Raw genomic sequence first — 14761 nt, forward strand, 5'->3', positions numbered from 1 at the left:
TCAATAAATACGCAGTTACTTATCGCTATAGCACCCTTTTCGTTACGTCCTTATGACAAAACGGTCATTCCATCGCTGTGACTCATTGGTTAGAACTGAGCACAGGTTGACGTCGCAACGGCGTCAACACCTTGGCTCGCCACGCCGGCAGCGAGCCGCACCATGGCAGGTTTTTTCTGCCAGACCTCAGTTGAGGTCAACGCGACACAAAACAGTCAACAAGTGAGGGAAACACCCTATGAGAAGACTTAAGCGTGATCCGTTGGAAAGAGCATTTTTGCGCGGATATCAATATGGCGTTGGTGGCAAATCCCGTGAGCTTTGCCCATTTACTCTACCGTCGGTACGTCAAGCCTGGATTAACGGCTGGCGAGAAGGACGCGGCGACAACTGGGACGGTATGACCGGCACTGCGGGAATCCACAGACTCAACGAACTTCACGCCGTCGGCTGACACAGGGCATTTATTCCGACACGACAATCTGAATTTGTAACAAATTAACCACGCACGTCCTTCCCGGACGGCGGGCTACGGCCCAGGGGCTCCTTCGAGGAGCCCTTTTTATTGCATGGTTTTTTGTGCCGAGCGCATAACCTGTAGGAGTGAGCCTGCTCGCGATAGCGGTCTGTCAGTCGCTGATGAAGTGACCGAAAGAAAGCTATCGCGAGCAGGCTCACTCCTACAAGGGAACAGTGGTGTCTATGGATCAGCGCAGGGCGGCGATCGCGTCGACCGACTCGCGAATCAACGCCGGGCCTTTATAGATGAAGCCCGAATAGATCTGCACCAGGCTCGCACCCGCGAGAATTTTCTCCGCAGCATGCTTGCCTTCAGTAATCCCGCCAGCAGCAATGATCGGCAAACGCCCAGCCAGCTCACCGGCCAGCACCTTCACGGTATTGGTGCTCTTCTCCCGCACCGGCGCACCCGACAAACCGCCCGCCTCGTCGCCATGCTCCATGCCTTCAACGCCGACACGGCTCAGCGTGGTGTTGGTGGCGATCACCGCGTCCATACCGGTTTCGATCAGCGCCTGTGCTACCTGCGCGGTTTCTTCATCGGTCATGTCCGGCGCGATCTTGATTGCCAGCGGTACATGCTTGCCATGACGCAAGGCCAGTTCGGCGCGGCGCGTAGCCAGATCGGCGAGCAATTGCTTGAGCGAATCACCGAACTGCAAGCTGCGCAGGCCCGGCGTGTTCGGCGAACTGACGTTAACCGTCACGTAGCTGGCGTGGGCGTAAACCTTGTCCAGGCAGATCAGGTAGTCGTCAACCGCGCGCTCAACCGGCGTGTCGAAGTTCTTGCCGATGTTGATGCCCAGCACGCCTTTGTATTTCGCTGCTGCCACCCGCGCCAGCAAGTTATCCACACCGAGGTTGTTGAAACCCATGCGGTTGATGATCGCTTCGGCTTCCGGCAGGCGGAAGATCCGCGGCTTCGGGTTGCCCGGCTGCGGACGCGGGGTCACGGTGCCGATTTCGACAAAACCGAAACCCAGTTGTGCGAAGCCATCGATGGCCGCGCCGTTCTTGTCCAGACCGGCCGCCAGCCCCACCGGGTTCGGGAACTCCAGCCCCATGACCGTCACCGGCTTCTTCGCCGGCGCCTTGCACAGCAAGCCGTTGAGGCCCAAACGCCCACCCGCGCCGATCAGATCCAGCGACAGATCGTGGGAGGTTTCCGGGGAAAGTTTGAACAACAGCTGACGGGCCAGGGTGTACATGGGCGGCGATGACTCGGGCGGCGAAAAGAGGCGGCGATTATAGCCGGGCAACGACCCACCGCGCGAGGCGCACGCGCAAATCACTGGCACTGGCATATGCCTTGCACCCTCTTCGCTATCAGCGCGCAGGCCAATGAAGGCAGGCGGGCAAGGACAATGGCGTCGTCCCGGATTTTGCCTGCGCAAAGTCCGTGGCGACGCTTTTTTTCGAGGTAGCGTTGGATGAATGAACCTTCGGTAGGGCCACTGGCCTGGGTCAATGGCAGCGATGCCCCGGAAAAAACTGCGATCAACCTCGGCTTCATGGCGTTGAGCGACTGCGCGTCGGTTGTCGTTGCTGCCACTCAAGGCTTTGCCCAGCCTTACGGACTAACGCTGAACCTGAAGCGCCAGGCATCCTGGGCCAATCTGCGCGACAACCTGGTCAGCGGTGAACTCGACGCGGCGCACAGTCTGTACGGATTGATTTACGCCGTGCATCTGGGCATTGGCGGCGTCGCTCCGACCGACATGGCGGTGCTGATGGGCCTCAATCAAAACGGTCAAAGCATCAATGTGTCCCACAACCTGCAACACCTCGGCGTGACCAGCCCTGAAGCGCTGGACCGCCACGTGCACCAAAGCCGCGCAAAACTGACCTTCGCCCAGACCTTTCCCACCGGCACGCACGCGATGTGGCTGTATTACTGGCTGGCGAGTCAGGGCATTCATCCACTTCAGGATGTCGACAGCGTGGTGGTGCCACCGCCACAAATGGTCGCGCACTTGCAGGCCGGGCGCATCGATGGCTTCTGTGTCGGCGAGCCGTGGGCGGCCAGCGCGGTGCAGCAGGATCTTGGGTTTACCTTGGCGACCAGCCAGACCATCTGGCCCGATCACCCGGAAAAAGTCCTTGGCTGCACCCGCGAATTTGTCGAGCAATACCCCAACACTGCGCGAGCGTTGGTGATGGCGATCCTCGAAGCCAGCCGTTTCATCGAAGAAAGCCCGGAGAACCGCCGCAGCACCGCGCAATTGCTGAGTGCGCCGGAGTATCTCGATGCTCCGCTGGCCTGCATCGAACCACGTTTTCTCGGTGACTATGCCGATGGCCTCGGCAATCGTTGGCAGGATCCGCACGCGCTGCGTTTTCACGGCAATGGCCAAGTGAATCTGCCGTACTTGTCCGATGGCATGTGGTTCATGACCCAGTTCCGCCGCTGGGGCTTGTTGCGTGAAGATCCGGATTACCTCGCCGTCGCCCGCCAGGTTCAGCAGCTTGATCTCTATCGCGAGGCCGCCACGGCGCTCGGCGTTGCCGCGTGGGGCAGCGACATGCGCAGCAGCCAGTTGCTCGACGGCAAGATCTGGGACGGCAGCGATCCCGCTGGTTATGCGCGCAGCTTCAAGTTGCACGCGTTGAGCGACGATGCTCCCCTTCTCGCCCGCCGCTGACAGGAGACCGCGAACATGTTGCGCATTCTGTTGATCAACGACACAGCGAAAAAAGTCGGACGCCTTAAAGCCGCGCTGACCGAGGCCGGTTTCGAAGTAATCGACGAATCCGGGCTGACCATCGACCTGCCCGCGCGCGTCGAAACGGTGCGCCCGGACGTGATCCTGATCGATACCGAGTCACCGAGCCGCGATGTCATGGAGCAAGTGGTACTGGTCAGCCGCGACCAACCTCGGCCAATCGTGATGTTTACCGATGAACATGATCCGGGGGTGATGCGCCAGGCGATCAAATCCGGGGTCAGTGCCTACATCGTCGAAGGCATTCACGCCCAGCGTTTGCAGCCGATTCTCGATGTCGCGATGGCGCGTTTCGAGAGTGATCAGGCGTTGCGTGCGCAGTTGCACGCGCGTGACCAGCAATTGGCTGAGCGCAAGCGCATTGAGCTGGCCAAAGGGTTGCTGATGAAGATGAAGGACTGCAATGAGGAAGAGGCTTACACCTTGATGCGGCGCCAGGCCATGAGCCGGCAGCAGAAGCTGATTCAGGTGGCGGAGCAGATTATTGCCATGAGTGAGTTGCTTGGCTGAAAGTAATGACCGCTTGAAAAGCCCCTCACCCTAGCCCTCTCCCGGAGGGAGAGGGGACCGACCTAGGTGTCTGGCGTCAAACATCGACCTGAAAGACCGAGTCGATTATGGATTCACAGCAGAAAATCACAGGTCGGCGTACTTCTCGAGCATCCCCCAATCAGTCCCCTCTCCCTCTGGGAGAGGGCTAGGGTGAGGGGCTTTTGATTTTCAGGCTGTTGGCACAAATCTAGCTATGTAAAACGCACAGGTAACCAACGGCGGTTGCCCCACCCACGACAAAGACGTCGCTCACCCGTTCGCCCAACCGGCGCATCAGGTAGCGGCGTTTTTGCGTTTTGGCCCCACAGCTCGGGGCCGGTGGTGCGGCCGTGGCGGCGCTCCACCTGCTGTTGCATGACTCCTTTCGAGACTCTTTTCAGCTGAGGTGCGCGATGAATTCAAGCTTCTGGAAATCCGGCCACACCCCGACCCTGTTCGCGGCCTTCCTCTATTTCGACCTGAGTTTCATGGTCTGGTACCTGCTCGGCCCGCTGGCGGTGCAGATCGCCGCCGACCTGCACTTGACCACGCAACAACGTGGCCTCGTGGTCGCCACGCCGATCCTCGCCGGTGCGGTACTGCGCTTCATCATGGGCATGCTCGCCGATCGGCTCTCACCGAAAACCGCTGGGCTGATCGGTCAGGTCATTGTGATTTGCGCGCTGTTCGGTGCCTGGAAAATCGGCATCCACAGCTACGAGCAAGCGCTGATATTGGGTTTGTTCCTCGGCATGGCCGGTGCATCGTTCGCCGTCGCCCTGCCATTGGCTTCGCAATGGTATCCGCCGCAGCATCAGGGCAAAGCCATGGGCATCGCCGGCGCGGGCAACTCCGGCACCGTGTTCGCCGCGCTGCTGGCGCCGGTACTCGCCGCCGCGTTCGGCTGGAGCAATGTCTTCGGTTTCGCCCTGATCCCGCTGATCCTGACGCTGGTGCTGTTCGCCTGGCTGGCGAAGAACGCGCCAGAACGGCCAAAAGCCAAAGCCATGACTGACTACTTCAAAGCCTTGGGCGACCGTGACAGCTGGTGGTTCATGTTTTTCTACAGCGTCACTTTCGGCGGCTTCATCGGCCTGGCCAGCGCCCTGCCCGGATACTTCAACGATCAATACGGCCTGAGCCCGGTGACTGCCGGTTACTACACCGCCGCCTGCGTGTTCGGCGGCAGTCTGATGCGGCCACTGGGTGGCGCACTGGCTGACCGCTTCGGAGGCATCCGCACGCTGCTGGCGATGTACACCGTTGCCGCCATCTGCATCGCTGCCGTCGGCTTCAACCTGCCAAGTTCCTACGCGGCACTCGCCCTTTTCGTCTGCACCATGCTCGGTTTAGGGGCAGGCAACGGTGCGGTTTTCCAACTGGTGCCACAGCGTTTTCGTCTCGAGATCGGCGTCATGACCGGACTGATCGGCATGGCCGGCGGCATCGGCGGTTTTGCCTTGGCCGCTGGCATGGGCGCGATCAAACAGAGCACCGGCAGCTATCAACTGGCCCTGTGGTTGTTCGCCAGCCTGGGCGTATTGGCGTGGTTTGGCCTGCACGGCGTCAAGCGTCGCTGGAGAACCACCTGGGGCTCGGCAGCGGTGACGGCGGCGCGGGTCTGAAGCATCAATGGCCCTGCAACTGAGTTTTGCCGAAGCCAGCGCCACCGGCCCGCGCGCGGAGAATCAGGACGCTTTGCGCCTGGTCACGCCCGCTCCGGCGTTGGCGGCAAGCAAGGGTTATCTGTTCGCCATCGCCGACGGCGTCAGCCAGTGCGCCGATGGCGGACTGGCTGCGCGCTCGACGTTGCAGGCGCTGGCGCTCGACTACTACGCCACACCGGAAACCTGGAGCGTGGCGCAGGCGCTGGATCGCCTGCTGCTCGCGCAAAATCGCTGGCTGCAGGCCAATGGCGGTGGGCAACCGCTGCTCACCACGGTCAGTGCTCTGGTCATGCGTGGTCGGCGCTTTACCCTCGCCCACGTCGGCGATTGCCGGGTTTATCGCTGGCACGCCGAGCGCTTGCAGCGGATCTCGGAAGATCACGTCTGGGAGCAGCCGGGCATGCAGCATGTGCTCAAACGTGCGCTGGGGCTGGATCAGCATCTGGTGCTGGATTTCCTCGACGGCGAACTGCGTGACGGCGAAAGCTTTGTGCTGCTCAGCGACGGGGTCTGGTCGACGTTGGGCGATACCGCGATTGCGGCGATTCTGCGTGATCAGCCGGATCTGCACAGCGCCGCGCAGACGCTGGTCAACGCCGCGCATCTGGCGGGGAGCCAGGACAATGCCAGTGCTTTGCTGGTGCGGGTAGATGCTTTGGGTGAGGCCAGTATCGGCGATGCGCTGATTCATTTGCAGCAATGGCCCCTGCCGCCACCGTTGAAACCCGGTCAGTCGTTCGAAGGCTGGCAAGTGCTGGACGTTGTCGCTCAGAGCCAGCAATCGCTGCTGTATCGGGTGCTTGATGGACAAGGTCAGACGTGGCTTCTGAAAACCCTACCCACGCGTTCCGCCGATGATTCCTACGCCGGGCAAGCGCTGTTGTCCGAGGAATGGTTTCTGAAACGCGTAGCCGGTCGCCATTTTCCTGAAGTCCATGCCTGCCAGCAGCGTCAGCATTTGTACTACGTGATGCGGGAATATTCCGGAAGGACTCTGGCACAGCTCGAGCTTTTGCCCTTGGCGCAATGGCAGGAGCTCGCCGAACGCCTGCTGCGTGCGGTCGGCCTGCTGCATCGGCGGCAGATTCTGCACCGGGATATCAAACCGGAGAATCTGCATTGGGGTGACGACGGTGAATTGCGCCTGCTCGATTTTGGCCTGGCGTATTGCCCGGGGTTGTCCGAAGACGCGCCGTCGACACTGCCAGGCACTCCGAGCTACATCGCCCCGGAAGCGTTCCGCGGTGATCCGCCGAGTGCGCAGCAGGATTTGTATGCGGTCGGTGTGACCCTGTATTTCCTGCTGACCGGGCATTTCCCCTATGGCGAGATCGAAGCGTTTCAGCGGCCGCGATTTGGTGTCGCGGTGAGCGCCAGTCGCTATCGGCCCGATCTGCCGGACTGGCTGGCGCAGAGTCTCGAGCGCGGGGTGGCGGCTGATCCGCAACAACGGTTTGAAACGGCTGAGGAATGGTTGCTGGTGCTGGAACAGGGTGAGCGGCGCAGTTTGAGTGTGCGGCCTCGGCCCTTGCTGGAGCGCGAGCCGCTGAAGGTCTGGCGGACGATGGCATTGGTGGCTTTGCTTGGGAATCTGGTGCTGCTGGTTTTGTTGTTTCATCACTGACACCGCGTCGCGGCCATCGCGAGCAGGCTCACTCCTACAATTTGAAATGCGTTCCCCTGTAGGAGTGAGCCTGCTCGCGATGACGTCAGCCCAATCACCACAAATTTATCTGCCTGAATGCCCCACGAACGAGCAACCCGCTTCGAATCAGTGCAAAAAATCCATCCTCAAAATCCCTCGCCCCCAATAAACCCGCCACCGTCCCCACTTGGCACAACCACTGCATTACCCCTCTCAACACACACATAAAGCCCAGCCTTCAACGACGAAGGCTGCGCTTCCCGAGAGAACGGGACCAGGACAAAGGCGTCCTCGCTAGGCAACTAGCGGGACGCCTTTTTTGTTTGCGCAAAATTTCTCGAGCAAGGCCTGACTGCCCACAAGAGGCCAGCCGCAGCTCCCCGGAGAACCTGATGAAAAAACTCAAACTGGTGATGATCGGCAATGGCATGGCCGGGGTCCGCACCCTCGAAGAACTGCTCAAGCTGAGCAACGAGCTGTACGACATCACGGTCTTCGGCGCCGAGCCGCACACCAATTACAACCGCATCCTGCTTTCGCCGGTGCTGGCCGGTGAGCAGACCTTCGAAGAAATCGTGCTCAACGATCTCGACTGGTACCTGCAAAACAACATCAAGTTGTTGCTCAACCGCAAAGTGGTGGAGATCGATCGGGTCAAACGCCGGGTGATCGCCGAGGATGGCACCGAGGCCGAATACGATCGCCTGCTGATCGCCACGGGCTCGACACCGTTCATCCTGCCGATCCCCGGCAACACTCTGCACGGCGTGATCGGCTACCGCGACATCGCCGACACTCAAGCGATGATCGACACCGCGAAAACCCACAAACACGCGGTGGTCATCGGCGGCGGCCTGCTCGGTCTTGAAGCGGCCAACGGCCTGATGCTGCGCGGCATGCACGTCACCGTGGTGCATATCGGCGAATGGTTGCTGGAACGGCAACTGGACAAGACCAGCGGCCAACTGCTGCAAAGCGCCCTCGAATCCCGCGGCCTGCACTTCCGTCTGTGCGAACAGACCCAGGCCTTGCACGACGCCGGCAATGGCCGGGTCGGCTCGGTGCAATTCAAGAACGGCGACATCATCCCCGCTGATCTGGTGGTGATGGCCGCCGGCATTCGTCCTAACACCGAACTCGCTGAGAAGGCCGGCATCCCGTGCAATCGCGGGATTCTGGTCAATGACACGCTGCAAACCTACGATCCGCGCATCTACGCGATCGGCGAGTGCGCCAGCCATCGCGGGATTGCCTACGGTCTCGTCGCGCCGCTGTTCGAACAGGCCAAGGTGTGCGCCAACCACCTCGCCCAATTGGGTTTCGCCCGTTATCAGGGCTCAGTAACCTCCACCAAATTGAAAGTCACCGGCATCGATCTGTTTTCCGCTGGCGACTTCATGGGCGGCGAAGGCACCGAGACCATCACCCTATCCGACCCGATTGGCGGCGTGTACAAAAAACTGGTTATCAAGGATGACGTGCTGGTCGGCGCCTGTCTGTACGGCGATACGGCAGATGGCGGTTGGTATTTCCGCCAGATTCGTGAGAATCACGCCATCGGCGAGATCCGCGATCACCTCATGTTCGGCGAAAACGCCCTCGGCGATGTAGGACATCAGGGCCAGGACAAAGCCATGGTCATGGCCGACACCGCCGAAGTCTGCGGTTGCAACGGCGTGTGCAAAGGCACTATCGTCAAAGCGATTCAGGAACACGGCCTGTTCAGCGTCGATGAGGTGAAGAAACACACCAAAGCGGCCAGCTCCTGCGGCTCCTGCGCCGGGCTGGTCGAGCAGATCCTGATCAACACCGTGGGCGGCGCGGCGGACGTCAAACCGAAAAGCGAAAAAGCCATCTGCGGTTGCAGCGACCTCAATCACGGCCAGATCCGCCAAGCCATTCGCGAGCAGCATCTGCTGACCATCGCCGGCACCATGAGCTACCTCAACTGGCGCACGCCGAACGGCTGCGCAACGTGCCGCCCGGCCCTCAACTATTACCTGATTTCCACTTGGCCCGGCGAAGCCAAGGACGACCCGCAATCGCGCCTGATCAACGAACGCGCGCACGCCAACATTCAGAAGGACGGCACTTACTCGGTGGTGCCACGGATGTGGGGCGGCGTGACCAATCCTTCGGAACTGCGACGGATTGCCGACGTGGCCGACAAGTACAACGTGCCGATGGTCAAGGTTACCGGCGGTCAGCGCATCGATTTGCTCGGCATCAAGAAGCAGGACTTGCCCGGCGTCTGGAAAGACCTCGACATGCCGTCCGGGCATGCCTACGGCAAATCCATCCGCACCGTGAAGACCTGCGTCGGCAGCGAATTCTGCCGCTTCGGCACGCAAAACTCGACACAACTGGGCATCGAGCTTGAGCACGACCTGTTCAACATGTGGTCACCGCACAAAGTGAAACTCGCTGTTTCCGGATGCCCACGCAACTGCTCGGAAGCAGGGATCAAAGACGTAGGAATCATCGGCGTCGACTCCGGCTGGGAGATGTACATCGGCGGCAACGGCGGGATCAAAACCGAAGTCGCCGAGTTCTTCGTCAAGCTGAAAACCGCCGAAGAGGTGCGCGAATACAACGGCGCCTTCCTGCAGCTGTATCGCGAAGAAGCCTTCTACCTCGAACGCACCGTGCACTACCTGCAACGGGTCGGCATGGAACACATCAAGAAAGCCGTGCTGGAAGACCCGGAGCGCCGCAAAGCCCTGAACGAACGCCTGCAGTTCTCCCTGTCATTTGAGCAAGACCCGTGGAAAGAACGTCTGGCGCAGCCGCAACTGAAGAAAGAATTCGATGTGATCCCCGTGAAAAACCTGGAGGTGCCGGCATGAACTGGCTCGATATCTGCGCCCTCGACGAGATCAATGCCCTCGGTTCGCGAATCATTGCCGGACCGAAAGGTGACATTGCGATTTTTCGTACAAGTGACGATGAGGTTTTCGCCCTCGACGACCGCTGCCCGCACAAGGGCGGGCCGTTGTCGCAAGGTTTGATCTACGGCAAACGCGTCGCCTGCCCGCTGCACAACTGGCAGATCGACCTCGAATCTGGCGAAGCGCAGGCGCCAGACATCGGTTGCGCGCACCATCACCCGGCGCGGGTCGAAAACGGGCGCGTGCAGCTGGCTCTGCGGGACGCCATCTGATGAGCCGCCAGACGACCGCCTCGACCTGCTGTTATTGCGGAGTCGGCTGCGGCGTGCTGATCGAACATGATGGCGAGCACATCCTCGGCGTCAGCGGCGATCCGGCGCATCCGGCCAACTTCGGCAAACTGTGCAGCAAAGGCTCGACCCTGCACCTGACCGGCGACCTCGCGGCCCGCGCGCTGTACCCGGAATTGCGTCTGGGCAAAGGCCTGGCGCGCAGTCGCACCGATTGGGACACCGCGCTTGAACATGCTGCCAACGTGTTCGCTGAAACCATCGCCGAGCACGGCCCGGACAGCGTGGCGTTCTATATCTCCGGGCAACTGCTGACCGAGGATTACTACGCCTTCAACAAACTCGCGCGAGCGCTGGTCGGCACCAACAACATCGACAGCAATTCACGCCTGTGCATGTCCTCGGCGGTGGTCGGCTACAAGCGCAGCCTTGGCGCCGATGCGCCGCCTTGCAGCTATGAGGACCTGGAGCTCAGCGATTGCGTGATGATCGTCGGCAGTAACATGGCCTACGCCCATCCGGTACTTTTTCGTCGGCTGGAAGAGGCAAAAACCCGACGTCCGCAGATGAAAGTCATCGTTATCGATCCACGGCGCACCGACACCTGCGACCTCGCCGATCTGCACTTGGCGATTCTGCCGGGCACAGATGTCGCTTTGTTTCATGGGATTTTGCATCTGCTGTTGTGGGAAGACTGGGTTGATCGCGACTTCATCAAAGCGCACACCGAAGGCTTGGCTGAACTGAAAAATCTGGTGCGCGATTACACCCCGCAAATGGTTTCGCAACTGTGCGGGATCAGCGTCGAGCAATTGCAGCAGTGCGCCGAATGGGTGGGGACTTCACCAAGTTTCCTGTCGCTGTGGTGCATGGGTTTGAACCAGTCCACGGCCGGCAGCGCGAAGAACAGTGCGTTGATCAATCTGCACCTGGCCACCGGGCAAATCGGCCGGCCGGGTGCAGGACCTTTCTCTTTGACGGGTCAGCCAAATGCCATGGGCGGACGCGAAACGGGTAGCTTGTCCAATTTGCTGCCAGGGCATCGCGAGGCGGCCAACCCTGAACACCGCGCCGAAGTCGCGGCTTACTGGGGTGTGGATCGGCTACCGGAGAGTACCGGCCTCAGCGCCATCGAACTGTTCGAGCAGGTGCGCAGCGGCAAGATCAAGGCGTTGTGGATTGCCTGCACCAACCCTGCGCAATCGATGCCGGATCAACATTCGGTACGAGCAGCGCTTGAGGCCTGCCCGTTTGTAGTTCTGCAGGAAGCCTTTCGCACCACTGAAACCGCGGCATTCGCTGATCTGCTGCTACCCGCAGCCAGTTGGGGCGAGAAGGAAGGCTCGGTGACCAATTCCGAGCGGCGCATTTCCCACGTACGCAAAGCGATTCTCCCACCCGGTGAAGCGCGTCCGGATTGGGCGATCACGGTGGATTTCGCACAACGTCTGGAGAAACGTCTGCGCCCCGCTGAATCGAGCCTGTTTACCTTTAACCAACCTGCGCAGTTGTTCGATGAATTCAAAGGGCTGACGCACGGGCGGGATCTGGATATGTCCGGGATCAGTCATGCGCTGATCGACGAGATCGGACCGCAGCAATGGCCCTTCCCTGTCGGCGCGCGGCAAGGAACGCCAAGACTGTACGAGGACGGGATTTTCCCAACCGCCAACGGACGCGCGCAATTCATAGCCGACCCTTATCGCGCCGCCAAAGAACAGCGCGATGCGCGTTTTCCACTGACATTGATCACTGGACGTCTGCGTGATCAATGGCACGGTATGAGCCGCACCGGTACGGCGGCGCAGTTGTTCGGGCATGTCAGCGAAGCGGTGTTGAGCTTGCACCCGGACGAACTGCGCAGGCATCGCTTGCAGCCGGGAGATCTGGTCAACCTTAAAAGTCGTCGCGGCGCAGTGATCGTCGCGGTTGGCAGCGACGACAGCGTGCGTCCGGGACAGGCGTTTCTGCCGATGCACTGGGGCGACCGTTTTCTCAAGGGCGGCGTGAACAGCCTGACCCTGCCGGCCTTCGATCCATTGTCGAAACAACCGGAACTCAAACATAGCGGCGTGCGCCTGGAAGCGGTGAATCTACCGTGGCAGTTGTTCGCACTCATCGAAGGCAATGTTCAACAGCATTTCGAGACCCTACGACCGTTGTGTGAGGCATTTTCCTACGTGAGTCTCAGCCTTGTCGGGCGTGAGCGACCGGCATTGCTGATACGCGCTGCCAGCAGCGAGGCGCCGAATCCGCAATTGCTCGGTGAAATCGACCAGTGTCTGTCGCTGATCGACGGTCCGGTATTGGCCTACGACGACCCGCGCCGGTCAATTGGCAAGCGCGTGCGCATTGAAAACGGGCGGATCATCGCGATTCGACTGGCCGGCGAAACCCTCGCCCGGCATTGGCTGCAAGGGTTGTGGCTGGAGGGCCGTGCGGACGAACAACTGCGGCGCTGGTTGTTGGCACCGATGAGTGCTCCTCCGGGCAGTGCCGGGGCGCAGTTCGCTGCGGATAAAACCCTGTGCAACTGCAAGAACGTCAGCCTCAACGCGGTCTGCGCCGGCATTCGCCAAGGTCTGGATCTGCAAGGCTTGAAAAACAATCTGGGCTGCGGCACGCAATGCGGCTCCTGTGTCCCGGAAATAAAACGCTTGCTGGCTGCCGATGTGCAACCAGTCGCCGTGATCTGATGAGGAAAAACCCATGAATGCAAAAGTCTGGCTGGTGGGCGCTGGCCCCGGCGATCCGGAACTGTTGACCCTCAAAGCAGTGCGCGCCTTGCGCGAAGCCGATGTGGTGCTGATCGACGATCTGGTCAACGACGTGGTGCTGGAGCACTGCCCCGGCGCGCGCATTATTGCCGTAGGGAAACGCGGCGGTTGCCGTTCCACTCCGCAGGCGTTTATCCATCGACTGATGCTGCGTTACGCCCGCCAAGGCAAGTGCGTGGTGCGGCTCAAGGGCGGCGATCCGTGCATTTTCGGCCGTGGCGGTGAAGAGGCGCAGTGGCTGCGTCAGCGAGGGGTTGAGGTGGAGCTGGTCAATGGCATCACTGCCGGGCTGGCCGGGGCGACGCAGTGTGATATTCCGCTGACTTTGCGCGGGGTCGCGCGTGGCGTGACGCTGGTGACTGCGCACACCCAGGATGACAGCCAATTGAACTGGCAGGCGCTGGCGCAGGGTGGCACGACGCTGGTGATTTACATGGGCGTGGCAAAACTGGGCGAGATTCGCGACCAGTTGTTGGCGGGCGGGATGGCGGCAGATACGCCGGTGGCGATGATCGAGAATGCTTCACTGCCGCAGCAGCGCGAATGTCGGAGTGATCTGATGGGCATGAGTGATGACGCAGGTGTTTTCGGATTGAGAAGCCCGGCGATTCTGGTGATTGGTGCGGTGGCGGCTGTTGTTGAAGAGCAAAAGATCGCAGCCTGCGGCAGCTCCTACAGGACGTATGCAGAATTCATGTAGGAGCTGCTGAAGGCTGCGGTCTTTTAAAGCTGCAAAGCCAAATCGCAGACAAAGAAAAGCCCGGCCTAAGCCGGGCTTTTCTCGGAGCGGCAGCTAATTACTTAGCTTGAGCTTCAACCTGCGCTTCTACGCGACGGTTAACAGCACGGCCAGCTTCAGTTTTGTTGTCAGCAACTGGGCGGGATTCGCCGTAGCCAACAGACTGAACGCGGGACGATTCAACACCGTACTGGTTGGTCAGAACTTGCTTAACGGCGTTTGCACGACGCTCAGACAGTTTCTGGTTGTAAGCGTCAGGACCGACGGAGTCAGTGTGACCTTCAACAGTAGTGGTGGTGGATGGGTACTGCTTCATGAAATCAGCCAGGTTCTTGATGTCGCCGTAGCTGTTGGTTTTAACAACAGACTTGTCGAAATCGAACTTAACGTCCAGCTCAACACGAACAACTTCAGCAACTGCTGGGCAGCCGTCAGCGTCAACAGTTACGTTGGCTGGGGTGTCCGGGCACTTGTCAACGTTGTCGCAAACGCCGTCGTTGTCGCTGTCGGAGCAGACTTCAGCTGTTGCTGGAACTGGAGCAGCAGCAGGCTTGGAGCCGCCACCGAAGTTCACACCGATACCGACGCTAGGAGCCCACTCGGTGTCGCCCTGGTCGATGTTGTATTGAGCTTCAACGCCAGCACGAGCGTAGAAGTTATCGGTGAAGTACAGCTTGGCACCAGCGCCCAGGTTAGCGAAGGTAGAACGGTTACGACCGTTCGAACCGTTCTGGTCGATGCTCTGGTCGGAGAAACCGGCCGAGACGTATGGACGCAGCATGTCGCCTGGGTTGTTGAAGTGGTACAGAGCGTCCAGGGCGGTGTTAGCGCCTTTTACGTTCTTGCCATCGTCGGCACGTACGTTGTGAACTTCATCGTAGCCCAGACGCAGTTCAACGTCGTCGGTCAGGAAGTAACCGATCGAACCGCCGAACAGGTTGCCGTTGTTCTTTAAGTTACGAGCGCTGTCGAATTGTTCTTT

The 14761-nt window shown here is 60.2% G+C and carries 11 protein-coding genes; 9 read left to right on the forward strand and 2 right to left on the reverse strand.

The window, feature by feature from the left end; translation table 11 throughout:
* The first annotated feature begins 238 nt into the window (after window positions 1-238).
* On the forward strand, window positions 239-454 hold the full coding sequence (gene rmf / locus ACIPIZ_RS26295) for a ribosome modulation factor (RefSeq protein WP_003223300.1): 216 nt from the start codon (window positions 239-241) through the stop codon (window positions 452-454).
* A 253-nt stretch (window positions 455-707) separates the two neighbouring features.
* Here rmf and ACIPIZ_RS26300 read toward each other — a convergent pair whose 3' ends face one another.
* Window positions 708-1727, reverse strand: a complete 1020-nt coding sequence (locus tag ACIPIZ_RS26300; RefSeq protein ID WP_034152862.1) for a quinone-dependent dihydroorotate dehydrogenase — start codon at window positions 1725-1727, stop codon at window positions 708-710.
* Window positions 1728-1949: 222 nt separating this feature from the next.
* Here ACIPIZ_RS26300 and ACIPIZ_RS26305 point away from each other — a divergent pair, with 222 nt between their 5' ends.
* The 8 genes from ACIPIZ_RS26305 (at window position 1950) to cobA (ending at window position 13740) form a co-directional block, all read left to right on the forward strand.
* A complete protein-coding gene (locus tag ACIPIZ_RS26305; RefSeq protein WP_064391275.1) occupies window positions 1950-3161 on the forward strand; it encodes a CmpA/NrtA family ABC transporter substrate-binding protein in 1212 nt (403 codons plus the stop codon).
* A gap of 15 nt (window positions 3162-3176) precedes the next feature.
* Window positions 3177-3752: an ANTAR domain-containing response regulator gene (locus tag ACIPIZ_RS26310; RefSeq protein ID WP_042558507.1), complete on the forward strand. Its 576-nt coding sequence runs from the start codon at window positions 3177-3179 to the stop codon at window positions 3750-3752.
* 434 nt (window positions 3753-4186) lie between these two features.
* Window positions 4187-5398 (forward strand): NarK/NasA family nitrate transporter, encoded by a 1212-nt coding sequence (locus ACIPIZ_RS26315; RefSeq protein ID WP_064391274.1) that lies wholly within the window; start codon window positions 4187-4189, stop codon window positions 5396-5398.
* A gap of 7 nt (window positions 5399-5405) precedes the next feature.
* The gene (locus tag ACIPIZ_RS26320; RefSeq protein ID WP_401168343.1) at window positions 5406-7064 is read left to right on the forward strand and encodes a protein kinase; all 1659 of its coding nucleotides are present in this window, start codon (window positions 5406-5408) and stop codon (window positions 7062-7064) included.
* Window positions 7065-7477: 413 nt separating this feature from the next.
* A complete protein-coding gene (gene nirB / locus ACIPIZ_RS26325) occupies window positions 7478-9931 on the forward strand; it encodes a nitrite reductase large subunit NirB (RefSeq protein ID WP_105707871.1) in 2454 nt (817 codons plus the stop codon).
* Window positions 9928-10245: a nitrite reductase small subunit NirD gene (gene nirD, locus ACIPIZ_RS26330; protein WP_016985592.1), complete on the forward strand. Its 318-nt coding sequence runs from the start codon at window positions 9928-9930 to the stop codon at window positions 10243-10245. Before nirB ends, nirD begins: the two co-directional genes overlap by 4 nt.
* Window positions 10245-12959, forward strand: coding sequence for a molybdopterin-dependent oxidoreductase (locus ACIPIZ_RS26335; RefSeq protein ID WP_401168347.1), 2715 nt, complete (start codon window positions 10245-10247; stop codon window positions 12957-12959). The genes nirD and ACIPIZ_RS26335 overlap by 1 nt, the downstream gene beginning before the upstream one ends.
* A 13-nt stretch (window positions 12960-12972) precedes the next feature.
* Entirely contained in the window at window positions 12973-13740 is a 768-nt protein-coding gene (gene cobA / locus ACIPIZ_RS26340) for a uroporphyrinogen-III C-methyltransferase (protein WP_401168350.1), read from the forward strand.
* A 97-nt stretch (window positions 13741-13837) separates the two neighbouring features.
* Here cobA and ACIPIZ_RS26345 read toward each other — a convergent pair.
* Window positions 13838-14761, reverse strand: a 924-nt coding sequence (locus ACIPIZ_RS26345; RefSeq protein WP_401168353.1) for an OmpA family protein, incomplete at its 5' end; no start/stop codon positions are given.

Source organism: Pseudomonas sp. NPDC087690, from assembly GCF_044743175.1.
Lineage (GTDB): Bacteria > Pseudomonadota > Gammaproteobacteria > Pseudomonadales > Pseudomonadaceae > Aquipseudomonas.